This window comes from Shewanella waksmanii ATCC BAA-643 (assembly GCF_000518805.1).
In the GTDB taxonomy this organism is placed as follows: Bacteria; Pseudomonadota; Gammaproteobacteria; order Enterobacterales; family Shewanellaceae; genus Shewanella; species Shewanella waksmanii.
This window is the reverse complement of sequence record NZ_JAEH01000007.1, coordinates 125,102-143,347: the sequence shown is the minus strand read 5'-3', so window position 1 is coordinate 143,347 and position 18,246 is coordinate 125,102. Positions and strand designations below refer to the sequence as shown.

The following is an 18,246-nucleotide window of genomic DNA, read 5'->3' as shown; positions in this document are numbered from 1 at the left end:
ACGGTTAGTTTAACCAATACTGACTGTCGTCACGGATCTCTAATCGTTTCTGTATGCGCCACGACTTATCAAAACCTTCAATGCGAACATCCCAGGCGCCGGTTAAGGGTTGCTCTAGCGCGATTTGGTACTGTTGATTACCATCGGCGGTAACCACTTGATTAAAGTCTCTCTCTTTAATCGTAGGATGAAAAAATTGCACGGTTAACGCGGCGAGATAAGCTTCTCCGCCATGTTGAGTCAAGGTTAACTTGTTATCATCAACGAGCAATTCATATTGCATACCAAGCTGTTTAGCTTGTTTGATTGCACGCAAATCCATATTAATTCTTTTGCCATCTTTATAGTAATCTTCAGAGACTAACGAATCACGATTTTCAATCGCAAGATAGAGCAAATTAAAACTAGCAACAACAGCAATTAGTGGCAGTACGATGAGAAACCAAGGCCAGAATTGTTTATACCAGGGTTGAGGTTGATTCATTAACAATACCTATAGGATGAAGTAGCGCTATTTTACATGTAAAAGTGTGAGATGACACTTAAAAAAAAGGCCCCGATACGATCGAGGCCTCTTTGTTAACTAGATGTAACTATTTGTTTGACAAGCTATAAACGTACGCAGAGATAACATGAACCTTCTCTTCGCCTAGCATGTCTTTCCAAGCTGGCATTACGCCACTACGACCTTGCATTAGCGTGTGTTCAATTGCGCCGCGGCTGCCACCGTATAACCAAATGTTGTTGGTTAGGTTAGGGGCGCCCATCATCTTGTTACCAGTACCGTCCATACCATGACATGCGAAACAACCTTTCATGAATGAACCTTGGCCTTGAGCGGCTAGGGCTTCATCGTGGTCGCGGCCAGATAACTTAAGTACATACTCAGTTAGGCCTTTGATTTCACTGTCTTCAATCGGTAAACCACCTTTTGGCGGCATCATACCGTGACGACCATTCATGATTGAGGCTTTGATGGTTTCTAGCTCACCACCATATAACCAGTCACCGTCTGTAAGGTTAGGGAAGCCTGTGCTACCACGGGCATCACTGCCATGGCATTGCGCACAGTTTTGTAGGAATAAACGTCCGCCTACTTTTAATGCTTCTTCATTGTTGACCAACTCTTCAAGCGGTGTTTCAGCATAGGCTTTGAAGATAGGACCGAATTTTTCATCGGCGCTCTTTACTTCTTGGTCATACTGCACCCAGCGGCCTTCTTTAGCAGCAGTTTCTACCGCTAATTTAGACTCTTCAAGGTTACGGATACTTTGGTTAGAACTTGTCCAACCTAGTAAACCTTGGAAGTTACCTAAACCAGGGTAAAGCGCTAAGTAAACCACACCGAAGACGATAGTTACGTAGAACATATAACTCCACCACTTTGGTAGCGGGTTATTGATCTCTTCAATACCATCAAAGCTATGACCCATAGACTTGCCTTCTTCAACACCTGTGGTGTTTTTAGAGACAAGTTTTAAAAGGATGAAACATCCTGCAATTACCACTAAGGTCAAAATGGTAATCCATAAACTCCAGAAGCTACTCATTACTTATGTTCTCCTGAGTCCTTGTTTTTGCTCTGTTCATCAGAGAAAACAAGGTTAGCGGCTTCGTCAAATTGATCTTTACGACGAGCGCTATAAGCCCACGCAAAAATACCGACAAACGTCACCATAACAACAATGGTAATAATCCCTTGTACTGTGCCGTAATCCATATTTATGCCTCCAATTATTTTAGTGCGTGACCTAGCGACTGCAGGTAAGCGATAAGCGCTTGCATTTCGGTTTTACCCTCAACTGCTTTTTGTGCGCCTTCTAACTCTTCCTGCGTATAAAGGTTGTTGCCTTTATATTCACCAGGGTGCATGTTGTTGAGTACAGTCATTTTCTTCTGAGTGTACTTACCATCTAAGGTATTCTCAGCTAGCCAAGGGAAACCTGGCATGTTTGACTGTGGTACAACGGCACGAGGATCGATTAAGTGCACTTCATGCCACTTATCGCTATAGCGACCACCCACACGGGCGAGATCCGGACCAGTACGCTTAGAACCCCACTGGAATGGATGATCCCACACTGATTCACCGGCTACAGAGTAGTGTCCATAACGCTCTGTTTCAGCGCGTAGTGGACGAATCATCTGGCTGTGACAGTTGTAGCAACCTTCACGGATATAGATGTCTCTACCTTCAAGCTCTAAGGCTGTATAAGGACGTAAACCATCTACAGGTTCAGTGGTGTCTTTTTGGAAGAGTAGGGGGGTGATCTGTACCAAACCACCAACACTGATGGCTAATACAGTGAAAATACCCAATAGACCGATATTCTTCTCGACTATTTCATGATTGAATTTCATCTCATCTACCCCTTATGCTTCAGCTGGTGCTGGCAGTGATTCTTTTGGTGCTTTAACTGTCTTGATGACGTTGTATGCCATTAACAACATACCAGTCACGAAGAACACACCACCCAAGAATCGAACAAAGTAGAATGGGTAAGAGGCTTCAATACTCTCAACGAAACTATAAGTAAGTGTTCCGTCCGAGTTTACTGCACGCCACATTAGACCCTGCATAACACCACTGATCCACATTGATACGATATAAAGAACCGTACCGATCGTAGCCAGCCAGAAATGCACATTGACTAGATTGTTGCTATACATACGGCCATGACCATAAATAGCTGGGATAAGGTGATATAGAGAACCAATTGAAACCATCGCTACCCAACCTAGCGCACCAGAGTGAACGTGTCCTACTGTCCAGTCAGTGTAATGAGAAAGGGCGTTTACGGTTTTAATTGCCATCATTGGGCCTTCAAATGTCGACATACCATAGAACGACAAAGACACAACAAGGAAACGTAAAACAGGGTCGGTTCTTAGCTTATGCCAAGCGCCTGAAAGGGTCATAATACCGTTAATCATACCACCCCAAGATGGGGCAAATAAGATCAATGACATCACCATACCTAATGACTGAGTCCAGTCAGGTAGCGCGGTGTAGTGCAGGTGATGTGGACCAGCCCAGATGTATAGGGCAATCAATGCCCAGAAGTGGACAATAGACAAACGGTAAGAATAAACAGGACGACCCGCTTGCTTAGGTACAAAGTAGTACATCATACCGAGGAAACCAGCTGTCAACAGGAAGCCTACCGCGTTATGGCCGTACCACCACTGTACCATCGCATCGACGGCACCAGCATATAAGGAATAAGATTTCCAAAGGCTGATAGGGACAGACATTGAGTTAACAATGTGAAGCACCGCTACGGTAATAATGAAGGCACCAAAGAACCAGTTCGCCACATAAATATGTGAGGTAGTTCGCTTAATAATGGTACCGAAGAAGACAACGGCGTACGCTACCCACACAATGGTGATAGCAATATCGATTGGCCATTCAAGTTCAGCATATTCTTTACCGCTGGTGATACCCAATGGCAAGGTCACAACTGCTGACAGAATAATGGCTTGCCAACCCCAGAATGTAAATGCAGCCAACTTGGGCGCAAATAAACGGGTTTGACAGGTGCGTTGAACGATATAGTAGGATGTTGCGAATAGTGCTGATGTTCCGAACGCGAAAATCACGGCGTTAGTGTGCAGAGGTCTTAGACGACTGTACGTAAGCCATGGGGTTTCAAAGTTCAGTTGTGGCCAGATTAACTGAGCCGCGATCAATACACCGACTGTCATACCAATGATGCCCCACAAAACTGTGGTTAAAGCGAATTGGCGAACTACGGTGTAATTGTAATCAGCGCCTTGAGGCTGGGAATGGTTCATCATATTGCTTCCACTGCTTATTACTTATACTTATTGTTTGAGTAAAACTTGGTTTTACCCGGTATGAGGACACCATGAGCCACATTCCCTACGAAACATCGCTAAAAGTGTCAATGTGTCACCCTACATTAACGTAAATTAATCCAGAGCAACGCAATGATACTTGAGCGATATCAAAAAAGATAGGAATTATGCGGTCTCAAATATTGATCCAGATCAAGCTACATATATACAATGTGAACAAATTGCTTCAAAAGGTTGAAAATTGTGCTAATCAGACGTTCTTTAGTAGGTTTTAATGTGATATTTGTCACACTTCTTTGTGTTTTGGTTGGCTGTGGGAAGGAAGATCAAACCGCTAAAAAGGTAGTGGAAGTAGATGAGAGTTTGTGCCAGTTTTCTCAAGGGCCATGCCAACAACAAATCGGAGAATTAACCGTATCTCTTGAACTTACCCCAACCCACGCGCCAAGTGAAAAGCCTATTCATTTGATAGTCCGTACCAACCACATCGTGGATCAAATAGACATGCAGGTAAAAGGAAGAGACATGTTTATGGGGATTATTCCAGTAAATCTGCAGCAACAGGCTAAAGATGTATATCAAGGTGAGTTAATATACGGTTCTTGCAGCAGTAACTATATGGTTTGGCGAGCTCAGGTTAATGTCACTACCCAAGGGCAAACAATGAGTTTCTGGTTTGACTTTTTAGCGGATAATCCACTGTGATAAAATTATGTTAGTCGTCCGAAAGCGTTTCCTTGACTTTATTAAACACGTCTATGTTGTCGATAAAAAGGTTAAGGAGATCTGGGTCGAAATGTAAACCAGAGCCTTTTTTCATTTCAACCAATACTTCATCAAGTGGCCAAGCGGGCTTATAGCAGCGCGCATGGGTAAGTGCATCAAATACATCAGCTATGGCAACTATTCTCGCGAAAATATGGATCTCATCAGCTTTTAAACCACTAGGGTAGCCAGAACCATCATATTTTTCATGGTGTTGCAGCGCAATAATGCTGGCAGCTTTCAAGATGGGTCGTTCAGAGTTAGCTAAGATTTGATGACCAACAGCAGGGTGCTGACGCATTATCTCCCATTCTTCATCGTTAAGCTTACCGGGTTTGAGCAACACCGAATCTGGCGTGGCGATTTTTCCGATATCATGCATGGGTGAGGCATGTTTAATTAGGTCTGCCTGGTGCTCATCTAAACCGTAGAGCAGTGCCAACTGATAACAGTACTCAGCCATACGTTTTACATGGTTAGCTGCTTCTTTAGAACGGCTTTCAACGACATCACCCAAACGTAAAATAAGCTCTGACTGCGTATCTTCAAGCTCTTTGTTTAACAGTAGGTTTTCGAATGCCACCCCGACATTGATAGCAAAAACATCAATTAATTTTTTGTCTAAATCGCCTATGGCTGCAATGTTGTCCATGTATAACAAATTGATCCAGCCACTCTTTGCCGGGAAGTATCCAATAAAACAATTGTTCTCATATAAGCAACGTTTTTCTCTTAACGCTTGCTTTAATGCTTTTTCAATATGATCAGGTACCGGTTTTTCATGATGTGCAGCAAACTGACCGGTTCCCGCTAGAATGTGTGGCTCTTCGCTGTCGACATTTTCGCTCATGGCATCTATCGAGTTACATGAAAGCAGAAGGGTTTCATTGCTTAAATTCAATAAGTTGGCTACTTGAAAAAGTAATCCATCAGCAAAGTTGTGCAGGGTACGTAGCTCGAACAACCCGGAAGTAGCCTTGACGACGCGCTCTAGACCCTGACGGTGCTGTATCTGTGCTTGTTTGGCTTGCTCTATCGCCATGATGTCACGGTAAGAGCGAAGCGCTGAGTAGACGCTGGTGATAAGTTTTCTTGAATCTAACTCAGCTTTTGCTTTGTAGTCATTAATATCATAGTTAACAATGACATCTTCTTCAGGAGCTTGTCCTGGTTGACCGGTGCGTAGGATTAATCTAATAGACTTGTTGCTAGCGTCTTCACGGATCCATTTAACTAACTCTAAACCTGCATGATCACTTTCCATCACCACATCAACAAAAGCCATTGCTACGTCTTTCTCATCCATCAAAATGGATTTAGCTTCCTCTCCACTGTAAGCATTAATAAACTCCAATGGGCGGTTATCTAACTTAAAACGTGACAGTGCAAGTTTGGTAACGGTATGTACATCTGGCTCATCATCTACAATTAAAATCCGCCACGCGGGGCCAGCAGCTTCTTCGGCAGCCTTTTTTTTACCTGAAAAGAGGGGGCTTTTCTTGGCCATGTCTATCAGCATCAGTCATCCTCGAATGTATGAAAAATTCCCTACATACATGAGTGTAGAACAGCTTACGAATTTGACCCGTTTTTTTTGTACTATCGTGCCAATAATTTAAGTAAAGCCTTATGAAAAACTTCAACTTTATTAGTTGTTGATAATAATTCTCATTTAGGTATATTAAGCTTAATCGCTTTCAAATGAACAACGCAATGGCTAATCAAAAACTCAATATTTCGCTTTCTTACGATGTATTAGCAAACTTAATCAGAAGTGGCGGGCTATGTGCTGCAGATTTTCGCTGCTTGGATCAGCATACCAAACAGCAAGTGTGGCAGATCTGCTTAACGAGTTGTAAACAACGCATACATTGTCAGGAGCAGTCTTGCATAGATTGTGATTTTCATAGTCAAGAACAACAATATGAACCAGTGAGCGATCTTAATGATTACCCTACATTGGTTAAAATTCTAACAACCAGTAAATAACTGGATATATATACAGCTTATTTTGGTCTAGCCCATTTATTAACGGCTTATTTTATTGCATGCTAAGCGAACGAATTTAGCGACTGAACATACTTATGACACCGTTTGCTATGCCGTTATTCGAGAACGCGGCAACCATTTTAACGGGTAATCAGACCGTTAATGATCACATCACTCATATTTCCCTGAATCAAGTAGAAGATGCGGGGCTGATCTATCAATGTAGTTGCGAATTACTTTATTGTCAGAAAGACAATGAGAATAGCTTTAAAAGCTATCGCAGTGAATTAACGACATTTCTAAATTGGTGTTTTAGTGTCGCTAAATTGAGTCCTGCCGCACTTAAACGACAGCAAATATCACAATATATCGATTATTGCCTTAATCCTCCGATTGAACTGGTCGGCTACTTCAATGTGGCACAATTCATAAAGTTCGATGTCTCCAGTCAGATCCCAAACCCAAAATGGAAGCCTTTTATTGGCAAAAAGCATGATGGTATCGCACTGCCTTATCAACTTAGTGACAACGCGCTAAAAACCAAAGTTGCCATCTTATCGTCCTTTTACAACTATCTAATAAGCGAAGAGGTAACCGAACGTAACCCAGCACAGGCATGGTTGAATCATTCTAGATTCGCTAGCAAGGCTCGCCATAGCATTAGTAATGATGATAGTAATCAAATGGCATTTACTGAGCTGCAGTGGTCTTACATTATCGCTACTGCAGAGAAACTTGCTCTTCAGGAACCAGAGGCTCATCAGCGAAGCTTGTTTTTGATTAAACTGGTTTATAGTTGTTATTTGCGAGTATCAGATGTAAGCGCCAGAGCAGGGTATAGCCCAATAATGGGTCAGTTTAAACTGAATAAACATTCAAATATCTGGCAATTTTACTTGCCAAAGAGCAAAGGCCAAAAGTCGAGGTACATTTCAGTTTCCAAAGCGCTCTTGCAGGCGCTACAAGATTATCGTCGCTATCTTGGCTTGGTTCCTTATCCAAGTCCTACTGATGAAACGCCTTTATTCGTTCGCCATCGTCCGGCAGGACGGGGCAGGGAAGCAGGAACAATTAATGCAAATTTAGGCATACGCCAGATACGCGACATTATCGAATTTATCATCGAAAATGCAGCTAAAAGTATCGAAAGCGACGACTTGTATGATGATGCTGTTTTTATGAGGAAGATGTCTGCACACAGTATTCGACATACTGGAATTACGCACGATATTAATATTAATCAGCGTCCATTATCCCATGTGCAAGCCGATGCGGGGCATGAGAGCATCGATACTACAAGCCTGTATTTACATACTCTAGGTAGCGAAAGAGATGCTAGCGCGGCAAATAAACCATTGGATGTGCTAGCAGGAATTGAATAAAAAAACACACATAACAAGTATGTGTGTTAGCTATAATGCGCTAGCTAGAACATCAATTTGGCAAAGGCTGGTTCCGAAGTTTCAGGCTTTAGTCTAGATTTTGATTATTGCCACTTAGAGACATTTAGGTGTATTTTTGGTGACAAGTCACACAATATATATGACCGGGCATATCTTATGTAAATTGTATGAGTTAATGCCGATAAGTATCATTATCGGCATTAAGTTACTAAAACAAATACCGTCATTTATTGCTTATAAATGGCACAGAACGGTCAAGTAACTGAGCTGTTATAGATTTACGAGGTTAACAATCACAGTGGTTAAAGCTACTGTGATTGACCAACTGTATTTTCTAGTAAACGGCCGTTAGTCTTAATTATTGCTGTAGCTATTATTAAGTGAGTTGGCACAACACTGTTTAGCACTTTATACGGTGTAGAAAATGGTAAACACTTTCGCAGCAAAGTCACTTGTGCGCTGAAGTTAGCAACCAATCCCTGCAAAAATGGTGTGCAAACTTATCGCTTAGCTTACTAAAAATGAGTAATGAGTTTAGCGGTAACTGCATGTTGGCTACTCAATGACTGGTTTTTGTATATGACGTGTTTAACAAATTAGCCTTGGCATAAAAATGTTACTGGTTATCTTTTAGCATTTTTGGGCTGATTTCGTTAGAGCTTGGCAAAATTCACGCGTCGCTACGTAAAATCTGCAGTACTAAGCCTAGTAAGAAATAATTTCGTGCACGTAGCGACGCCTATAAAAACAGCAGTATTCAATTAAACTAGCTATACGGAATGAATAGCTACCAGGTGTTAGTTATGGTGGATGCTTTAGTTGCCGATTAAACTCGCTGTTGCCACAAAGGTAAATAGCAAAGGTAAATAACTAGTCCAGCGAATAAATGGAGCGACTTAAATACTCAGCCAAAAACTAACATTGGTACCGCTAGGTTCGTTACTGCTTAATTCTGTAATGTTTGACTTAACAAACCATTTTGGTTTTGCTTGTCAGCGTGACTGAGTGTTAGCAAGACATGGTGTGCAAGTTTTAGTTAAGCGAAGCGATGTATATTGCTAAGCACCAACTAAGCAGCATGATGGGCAGTAGCGCATTGCTTATTTATAGGAAGACCAAGCCTAGTTTAGTGTCACATGATTAGTCACTAAGCTTCTATAACAATAATACCCACATATGCGCACAATGTATATTATGTTAAATAGGGTTTGTGAGTAACTATCAAAGAAAAGCCATTATACCTATATGCCTCCTGGTTTCGTTGCCGCTCTTGTTTTGCTGTATAAAACCTTGTCACTGATACAAAGTTTGAAAGCAGCATTTAATCCATGGTGTGACTCTTTCTATATCTTAGCGTTAACGTTGGTTTCTTTGGCTTATTGCTTGTTTATAATCACCTAGCTAAATCTGTGTTCTATTTAGCCCTTTAAGACCTTGTTGATACTGCAATGTTCATTGCTATTAATCATCGTCGCATTTAATAGCCTTTAATTAAGGGCCTACTAGATGTGCCTTGTACCGACTATTTGATCCTAGTATCAGTGCTTTACTAATTTTATGAACAATGTTTATAAACAATAAAAAACCCCATGCAGTTACCTGCATGGGGTTTGCACAACAGATTTAAATTTTTAGTCTAAGACAAAAATGTTACTGGTATCATTAAGATCCAGCACGCCAACGCACTCATTATTGCTATCAGCTACCATCATTCGGTCGCCAATAGCCCAGAAGTCTGCGGTGTACATTTCATTCTGCTCTAGTGTGGCGTATACGTTATCTAAGTATGGCTCGCCGGTTGAATCACTAATCCAGTAAAGGTTGTAACTATTGGTAGAAGCATTAGCTACGATAAATTCTGGCGCATTACCGCTTTCACGGGTGTATGGCTGAACCAAATCACAGCTACCCATTTCAGCTGTCGCTTCCGGTAACACCACTTCAGTAGCGGCATTTTCAACATGTTTAGCTTCAATATCAAATGTATTGGTTTCGTCATTTAAAATAGCCACTGCAAGACAATTATCAACAATGTCGGTTAGCATGATGCGCTCTCCAACACGCCAGTTATCGGGAGTAAAACTATCGCCCTGCTCTAAGGTCATGTATGACCCGCCTGCTCTATTACCTTGTGATGTACTCAACCAATAAACCTTAACAGGAGTGTCAGTTGTGTTGGTAACCGATACAGCATCAGCAATATCATAAGATGTACGGTATGTTTCAGCTAAACTACAGGTACCTAATTCACCCTTATTTGGCCAGTGAGGTAAATAGGGTTCAGTTATCATGGTTAAGGCCATAGGTTCCGGCAGATCAACACTACAATCCTCACCGATACATGCACTTACATACAAATCAATGATATCTGCGCCAACAAAATCTGAGCCAATTGTCACGTAGTAATCACCGGCCACGGGGCTGTCGATGGTACAGCTCTCGCTGTTGCTATCTGAAATCGAACTACAAGTGACCTCAGTACCACCGTATGGGTGGATTGGACTACCTTGATTGACCCATAAATCTACATTGCCTGAACCACCTTGGGTGGCAAAGGTGACTGCAGGTGAGTTTTCGGGCACAGATACAGAGTATAACCAACCTCCTCTGCCATTGATTTGTTGATAGCTATCCACTTCCAGTGTTGTAGCACTAGCCGCAAATTGTTGCGGTAAAGTCTGCGTGTACCACGTTTCAAAGCTAGCTTGCTCATTGCTGGCTATATCGGCTAGTAGCAGATCAAATGCATCCCAGTTACCCGCTCGCATTTCAGTTAGCATGTTAGTGACAAGTTCTGGGCGTTGCTCTATCAAAAAACCTACCGCTAACTCGCCCCACGAATAGGCATTACTTTCACCATTAAAAATTTGAGCCAATGTATAAGGCGAATCTTCGCTTGCTGTCACTAAGGCTTGATAACTGCGCTGGTAGAAGGTACCTAGGTACTCTGCTAAACCTTCAGACCACCAACTAAGGTTTTCTTTATAGCCGCCTTCTTTATTATAACGACCATCTAAGGCATGCAAGTATTCATGGTCTAATGAGCGAATTACATCTCTTCCACCACTCCACTCAAGGGCATTAAAAGTGAGAATGGTAGAGTCATGCCACCAGTCTGTTGGTGAGATTTCAAAATAAATCCCACTGGTATTACCGGTATCAAACAGATGCTCTGCCCAAGCAGCATGGTTAGATAGGCTACTGAATATATTGAGATTAGTGACTTCGTTTAGATCGTTTTCTACGGGTAGGTCAAAAGCAGGACTGATAGCTTCAAAGGCATTGTCAAAGCGCACCTTAGTATCTGCAAGCACATCACAAGCGCTTTGAACTTGCTCTATGGTCATTGATTGTGCGCGTATTTGAACCGGAACGTCACACATTACACTTTGACTAAACAAACTAGTGGTGGCAACAATTGAAGCATCTACCGTTGCAGCTTCAGCATAGGCATCTACCAAAATATGGTAGCGTCCTGGCTCGGCATCATCGATTATGCAGGTTTCGTTATAATTAGTTCCGTTATAAGAAACACAATCAAACTCTCCGGTTTCGCCACTGGTTGCGATGCCCTCATAGCGAACGTAAACATCAGGATCGCCAAGGTTTTTATTTGCTTCACCACTAAATAAACTCACGACTAATGCTGGTGCGGCCTCGGTCACGTCAATGTAAAAAGAGACAGGTTCAGCAGTATCAATATGTTGGTGTACGACATCAAGCGTCAATGTTTCACCTGGAATTTCTTCTACCACAGGGGGTGGTGTAGGCTCAACAACTGGTTCTGTTTGATTATCATCATCGTCACTGCTACAAGCTGCTAATGAAAGCGCTAATGCAATGCTAATACTGATTGGTTTCATGCGCATGTATAAAAATTTCCGGTTTTGCATATCAGCTCCTGAAGGGCTCTTTTTGTTTTTTAGCTATTGAGTAGAGTTCACAAATCACGTCGCTAAGCTTTTTGTGACATTAAACCTTCAAAAAATTAACAAATTGCATACAATATTCATATTGAAAGAAATTCATGTTGGCGATAGCGCCATGAAGTGACGGCTTTTTAAGCAGTTAGTCAGTTAAATCACTGGTTTTGCACTATTGCTTAAATAAACTACTGAAATATTTAAAACTCATGCATACACTGGTTTTAACTTCTGTCATACGAGGATTTGCCCTATGCCTATAACTTCCCTTACTCGTGACAAGATTTACCGAGAGTCTGATCTATCCGGACTGGACGCTAATTGTAAAACCACTAAACATTTAACACCGCTTGATGAAATCGTCGGTCAAGAACGCGCGCAGCAAGCCGTAGAGTTCGCCATGTCGATGAAAGACAAGGGCTATAATATTTATGCGATTGGCCGCAATGGTTTAGGCAAACGAACTATGGTGATGCGCTATCTAAATCGCTATCAGCCAAATGGCACCAAGCGTTACGATTGGTGCTATGTGGTTAATTTCGAGGAAGCGAGAACGCCCAAAGTGTTGAAGCTGCCCTTGGGTAGCGGTTTAGCATTTAAGAAAAGCATTGAAAAATTAATGCAACGGCTAAGTAAGGCGTTACCGTTAGCTTTTGATAACGAGATGTATTACACCAGGGCTGAAAAACTAAAAACTACATTGGCACAACGCCAAGAAGAAGCACTAGGACAAATTACTGCAGAAGGCGCTGCCAATAGCGTTAGCCTATCTATCTCTGCGCAAGGAAGTTACGAGCTTGTCGCAATGAATGGCGAAGAGCCGCATACAGAAGACTCTTTTCTCAATCTACCTGAACAAGAGCAAGCAACATTAGAAAACAGTATCAGTGAGTTGGAATCTAAGCTCAGAGAAGTGGTGCGTAAGTTTACTACTTGGGAAGAAGAGTATTCTGAGAAACAGCAGAAACATGATGAAGAAGTCGCACAAGAAGTACTTAGTCATTTAATCGAACCGTTAAAACAGCAATATGCCGAAATAAAAAGTGTCACTCGCCATCTCAGTGCGATGCACAAAGATATTCTCGACAACCTAGATATCTTTTTGGAGCAAAATGATGAGCAGATCGCCCTCTCCTATGCTTCGTTAGAAAAGAAGATGCCACGACGTTATCAAATTAACGTGCTAGTGAGTCAGCAAGAAACAATTCCAATTGTGGTAGAAGAGAGCCCTAACTACCATAATATTTTTGGCTACATCGAAAATGCCACTTATAAAGGCACCATCTTTTCCGACTTTTCGCTAATACGCAGTGGCAGCTTACACAAAGCCAATGGTGGCGTGTTAATGATTGATGCCATTAAAGTACTAGAGCAGCCCTATGTATGGGATGGATTAAAACGGGCATTACGGTCAAGAAAGTTAAGCTTGAGCTCGCTAGAACGCGAGGTGACGTTATCTGGCACAATTTCACTCGACCCTGAGCCTATCCCGCTTAATGTCAAAATCATTCTGTTTGGTGATTATCAGACTTATCAACTACTACAGCATTATGATTCTGAATTTAAAGAGTTATTTAGAGTCACTGCAGATTTTGAAGATGTCATGCCGCGAACTAAACAGTCAGAAGCTCATTATGCTCAGTTTATCTCTAGCATAGTGCATGGCAATAAGATGCTTCACTGCGATCGTGGTGCAATCAAACGTATTATCGAGTTCAGTTCTCGCCAAGCTGATGATCAAAACAAGTTGTCGTTACACAGTGCAGACATTGCTAATTTACTGCGCGAGTCAAACTATGTTGCAAGGGCTGCTAAAGCCAATTTAATTCGTGCAAGTCATGTCAATCAAGCGCTTGCAAATCATGAACATCGAGTCTGCCGCCTTAAAGACAATGTGATGCAGAGCTTTATTAACGGCACAACCTTACTTAATACCCAAGGTAAGGTTGTTGGCCAAATAAATGCATTGTCTGTTATTGCTACTTCAGATCATCAGTTTGGCGCGCCAAGTCGAATCACCGCAACGACTGCCTATGGTGATGGCACTGTATTTGATATTGAGCGAAAAGTAGAATTAGCTGGTAGTTTGCACTCTAAAGGGGTGATGATTTTGAGCGCTTATTTAGCAACCATATTTGGCCAAACGGATAATATACCGCTCTCAACTCATATTACATTTGAGCAAAATTATGGTGGTGTTGATGGTGATAGCGCCTCTATGGCGGAACTGTGTGCAATTTTGTCAGCGTTTTCAAAAATCCCACTAAGGCAAGATATCGCAATTACCGGCTCTATGAATCAATTTGGCGCCGCGCAGCCGATTGGTGGCGTCAATGAAAAGATAGAAGGTTTCTTCGATGTCTGCCAAATTCAAGGCCGCCAAGCGAGCCAAGGCGTGATCATCCCTGCTTCTAACGTGCAGAATCTGATGTTGAGGCAAGATATAGTGGACGCGGTGGCCAAAGGCCAATTTACCATATGGGCTGTAGAGCACGTAAATGAGGCACTTTCGCTGCTAACAGACCATGACGTTGGCGAACGTGATTTTGAGTTTGAAGACTACCCTGCCGATACTTTATTTGCCAAAGCAGAAGTGCGACTAAATAAGTTGCGGCTACATCAACAGCAACAATTAGCTAAAAAGTCATAATAAAAAGGCCGCTTAAAGCGGCCTGTTTTATACTGCGAGTTAGCCTGAGTGGCTAAGCAAAAGCCGCTTGTAAAGGAGGCACGACCTGTTTTTTACGGCTTAATACGCCATCTAGCCACACTTTGCCATCGGTAGATGCTTTGTCGTAAGCGCGTTCGGTAAGGTTTGCATCATCTGAAATAATTAAGACTTCTGATCCTTCTTTCATAATATCAGTAAGCAATAGCATCACAGTGTGACGATTGCCTTCTTGTTTCAGTTTAGCAATATCAGCAACCAAATCAGCTTTGATAGCATCGAAAACTGATAAATCAATCACTTCAAGCTGGCCGATACCGACTAGATTACCGTTCATATTAAAATCTTTAAAATCACGCATCACCAGATCACGAGCCGGCGTACCTTCTACTGCAGATTTAACTTTGAACATTTCCATGCCGAGCGCTTTATAGTCTTCGATACCAGCGATTTCAGCGAGTACTTCAACACAACGAATGTCTGCGGTAGTACAAGTTGGTGATTTAAAGATAACTGTGTCACTTAAGATAGCGCACAACATGATACCCGCGATGTCTTTAGGGATTTCTACATTGTAAAAATCGTACATCATTTTAATCACAGTATTGCTGCAACCTACAGGACGTATCCAGCATTCTAGTGGCGTAGAGGTGGTTAGATCACCAAGTTTATGGTGGTCTACAATACCAACGATGGTCGCTTGCTCAATATCGTCTGGTGCTTGAGTAAGCTCAGAGTGATCAACAATATAGACCTGCTCACCAGCATAACTTTCTTTAAAATCAGGGGCATCAAATCCAAAACGATCTAGAATAAACGCAGTTTCAGGTGAAACATCACCAAGGCGCGTAGCGACAGCACTCTCACCAATTTGATTTTTTAAGTAAGCTAATGCTATTGCACCACAAATAGAATCAGAATCAGGGATCTTATGTCCCACTACATACATTGGCATAATCAAGTCTCTTTAAAAAAATTGGCGGCATTTTACCAAATACAAAACAAATTTACATTACTCCTTTTGTCTTGATTGCCAAAGAAAAGGCACCTTGCGGTGCCTTTAATTGGTACTAGTGTTTAAAATTGTCTAAGGAAGCCATCAACACTGGCCTTTTCTCTAAGGCGTAAACGCACACAGTTCTGCACGCTTTCTTCCAATTTTGCTAACGCTCGGCCATATCCTGGCACCGCGTCAAGCTGCTGCTTGAAAAAGCGATTAGCTTTATTAAACACCTCTTCATCACAACCACCACCATACAAAGCTGGCAGCCTAGGTAACGCGAAAGGTGGTACTTTTGCGGCAATAGTTTGGTAGTTTAAATACGCCCAATCACGGAAATCGTTGGCTCGTGATTTTGTATAGGTTTGCCCTGAATAGATATAGCTTAAATCCGGCGCTTTAACGGTATCGGTTAACGAATAGGCTAATACTTGTTGCTGTAATTTACCTTGCGGTGCGTAGCCCATTGCTAACATAAGATGGGTACGTTTAGTCGGATCTTTAGTTTGCTCAAAAGCTTGTATAACTTGTTTGAGCAATGCTGCATCGCCATTATAAACTGCGATTTGCAAATATGTACCAATGAGGTAGGAATCGACATCGGTACTGCCACTCAAATAACGCTTACTTTGCTCCAATGCCACCTTAATGATATTGCTATCTTTTGCTTCAAAAGCCAGCAGCTTGACAAACCTAGGGCGTAGCTGACTAATTTGTGCATCTTCATCTGCCTTAGCAATAACACCATAGCGCTCAACTAAAGGCGCAACGCTTTGGCCTATAAATTTTGCCCACTGTTGCTCATTGTTTTCATCGACAAAAGGTTGCTTTTGAATATTAATATAAGCAATCGCACTTGCGATAATGCCAGCGTGTGGATCTTTAGTAAATTGCCCTAAAACTGAAAGTAATTCCCCAGCTGATAAAAAGCCACCGTCTAATAGCGCATCAGCCGATGAAATCATTGCTTTTCTTTCTCTATCCGATAGTTGCTGAACATTTGCTAGCAAACGTTCAAAGCCAGCACCATCAAGTGCCCAGCGGTAGTAACCCATTGCATTGCTGTCAGGGTAAACCCAATCAGCATTAACACCTAGGTCCACGATTTGGGTTCTTTCGCTTAACAAAATCGACTTTTCAAACGTCTGACCGTTAACGCCATACTTAAACACTACTGGTACTGTCCATGATTGCTGCGGTGCGTCTACTTCGGCATAAACGAATCGTTGTTGAGAGACATTGAGTTTCTCACCCTGCTGGCTAACCTTAATTAACGGGTACGAAGACTGCTCAATATAAGACTTCAACACACTCGGTACATCTTTACCTGAAGATTTGGCTAGCGCATTCCACAAATCGCTTGCTTCTGTGTTTTTGTAACTATGGGTGTTGATGTAATTGCGAATACCTTGCTTAAACTCCTCTTCACCTATCCAATTCTCCACCATAGCAAGCACAGCTTCACCCTTGCTATAAGCCAGCCCCAACCCATCCATAATGTCTGCTTCAGTGCGAATAGGTTTACGAATCGGTTTGGTTGATAGTCTCGCATCAGCTGACATGGCGCGATTTTTTGACAGATTAAGGTGAGATTCAAATTCTGGATGAGTCTGATGGGTAACCTTTGCTGCCATCCAACTTGCAAACGCTTCATTTAACCAAAGATCGTTCCACCAAGCCATGGTGACTAAGTTGCCGTACCATTGGTGTGCGAGTTCATGTCCAATAATTGACACCGCTCTGCGTTTACTTACATCACTGGCATTAGCGCTATCTAATAGCAGGATATCTTCGCGATAAGTAACTAGTCCGGCATTTTCCATTGCACCAAAAGGAAACTCAGGTACCGCGACAGAATCTAACTTTGCAAATGGATAATCTGAACCGAAATAGTCTTCTAACGCCTTAAGCACGATGGGCATTTGCTCTGCGGCATACTTGGCTAAATGAATTTTGCCTTTAGTTGTGATGACTCGGCCAGGAACACTCATCCCTTCAACCGGTATCTCTTCAAACTGCCCTACTGCTAACGCAACTAAATAGCTAGAGATTGTTTTAGTTGGCGCGAAAGTATGGGTAGTCCAGCCATCGTTATTTTCTTCACTGACCACCGGAGTGTTGCTGTAAACTTTATTAATTTGTGGCGAAGCAATGGTTAACTGAAACGGTACCTTATATTCTGGTTCGTCAAAGAGTGGAAATGCTCGACGTGCATCACTCATTTCAAATTGGGTAAATAAGTACGGTAGATCGCCATCGATGGTTTTATAAAGCCCAACCGAATTACGATTATAGGGGGCAGTAAAATCAATATCTAATTGGTAACTGCCAGGTTGTATTGTGCTGGCACAACTAAAGCTAACAATACCTTTATCATTGGCTTGGCTGGCAAGATCACAATCGGATTGCCCGGACAACAATGCTTCAGTCACTTGATAGTCAACACCATTTAATTCGATGACATTAGTGGCTTTAAGCACTTCTATTTTTATGTTGGTTGAACCAGAAAAGGTTTCTAGATTGGGATCTAGCTTAAGGTTGACTGATTGCGACTTGGGTTTGGCGACTTTTTTTAGTACATATTCATTAGCGTGAGAGGCAGCGCTGCTCACCAATGCCAGCGCTACCACGCTGGTTCTGACTAGGAGTGACATGTATTTTCCTTATACTTATAGA

The 18,246-nt window shown here is 42.1% G+C and carries 13 protein-coding genes; 4 read left to right on the top strand and 9 right to left on the bottom strand.

From position 1 onward, the window contains the following. Positions 1–4 precede the first annotated feature (4 nt). The 5 genes from L865_RS0105055 to ccoN all read right to left on the bottom strand — a co-directional run bounded on the left by L865_RS0105055 (position 5) and on the right by ccoN (position 3,801). Entirely contained in the window at positions 5–484 is a 480-nt protein-coding gene (locus L865_RS0105055) for a FixH family protein (RefSeq protein ID WP_028772232.1), read from the bottom strand. 109 nt (positions 485–593) lie between these two features. After that, positions 594–1,550, bottom strand: a complete 957-nt coding sequence (gene ccoP / locus L865_RS0105050; RefSeq protein WP_028772231.1) for a cytochrome-c oxidase, cbb3-type subunit III — start codon at positions 1,548–1,550, stop codon at positions 594–596. After that, on the bottom strand, positions 1,550–1,720 hold the full coding sequence (locus L865_RS0105045) for a CcoQ/FixQ family Cbb3-type cytochrome c oxidase assembly chaperone (RefSeq protein ID WP_028772230.1): 171 nt from the start codon (positions 1,718–1,720) through the stop codon (positions 1,550–1,552). Before L865_RS0105045 ends, ccoP begins: the two co-directional genes overlap by 1 nt. A gap of 14 nt (positions 1,721–1,734) precedes the next feature. Continuing rightward, the gene (ccoO, locus tag L865_RS0105040) at positions 1,735–2,361 is read right to left on the bottom strand and encodes a cytochrome-c oxidase, cbb3-type subunit II (RefSeq protein ID WP_028772229.1); all 627 of its coding nucleotides are present in this window, start codon (positions 2,359–2,361) and stop codon (positions 1,735–1,737) included. A gap of 12 nt (positions 2,362–2,373) precedes the next feature. Then, positions 2,374–3,801, bottom strand: a complete 1,428-nt coding sequence (ccoN, locus tag L865_RS0105035) for a cytochrome-c oxidase, cbb3-type subunit I (RefSeq protein WP_028772228.1) — start codon at positions 3,799–3,801, stop codon at positions 2,374–2,376. Positions 3,802–4,065: 264 nt separating this feature from the next. Between ccoN and L865_RS0105030 the strand changes: the two genes are divergently transcribed. Then, on the top strand, positions 4,066–4,527 hold the full coding sequence (locus tag L865_RS0105030; RefSeq protein ID WP_028772227.1) for a hypothetical protein: 462 nt from the start codon (positions 4,066–4,068) through the stop codon (positions 4,525–4,527). 10 nt (positions 4,528–4,537) lie between these two features. Here L865_RS0105030 and L865_RS0105025 read toward each other — a convergent pair whose 3' ends face one another. Beyond that, positions 4,538–6,106 (bottom strand): DUF3369 domain-containing protein, encoded by a 1,569-nt coding sequence (locus L865_RS0105025; RefSeq protein ID WP_028772226.1) that lies wholly within the window; start codon positions 6,104–6,106, stop codon positions 4,538–4,540. Positions 6,107–6,300: 194 nt separating this feature from the next. Between L865_RS0105025 and L865_RS23175 the strand changes: the two genes are divergently transcribed. Together L865_RS23175 and L865_RS0105015 are read left to right on the top strand one after the other, a co-directional pair. Next, positions 6,301–6,576, top strand: coding sequence for a hypothetical protein (locus L865_RS23175; RefSeq protein WP_037470553.1), 276 nt, complete (start codon positions 6,301–6,303; stop codon positions 6,574–6,576). A gap of 95 nt (positions 6,577–6,671) precedes the next feature. Beyond that, positions 6,672–7,958 (top strand): tyrosine-type recombinase/integrase, encoded by a 1,287-nt coding sequence (locus L865_RS0105015; RefSeq protein WP_037470552.1) that lies wholly within the window; start codon positions 6,672–6,674, stop codon positions 7,956–7,958. Between the two features lie 1,652 nt (positions 7,959–9,610). On the opposite strand, the gene L865_RS0105010 is transcribed toward L865_RS0105015, so the two are convergent. After that, the gene (locus L865_RS0105010; protein ID WP_028772224.1) at positions 9,611–11,872 is read right to left on the bottom strand and encodes a collagenase; all 2,262 of its coding nucleotides are present in this window, start codon (positions 11,870–11,872) and stop codon (positions 9,611–9,613) included. Between the two features lie 283 nt (positions 11,873–12,155). On the opposite strand from L865_RS0105010, the gene L865_RS0105005 reads away from it, so the two are divergent. Beyond that, positions 12,156–14,552 (top strand): Lon protease family protein, encoded by a 2,397-nt coding sequence (locus L865_RS0105005; RefSeq protein WP_028772223.1) that lies wholly within the window; start codon positions 12,156–12,158, stop codon positions 14,550–14,552. A 52-nt stretch (positions 14,553–14,604) separates the two neighbouring features. Here the strand turns inward: L865_RS0105005 and L865_RS0105000 are convergent, their stop codons facing one another. Beyond that, positions 14,605–15,525, bottom strand: a complete 921-nt coding sequence (locus L865_RS0105000) for a manganese-dependent inorganic pyrophosphatase (protein WP_028772222.1) — start codon at positions 15,523–15,525, stop codon at positions 14,605–14,607. Positions 15,526–15,647: 122 nt separating this feature from the next. Next, on the bottom strand, positions 15,648–18,224 hold the full coding sequence (locus L865_RS0104995; RefSeq protein ID WP_028772221.1) for a M1 family metallopeptidase: 2,577 nt from the start codon (positions 18,222–18,224) through the stop codon (positions 15,648–15,650). Positions 18,225–18,246 lie beyond the last annotated feature (22 nt).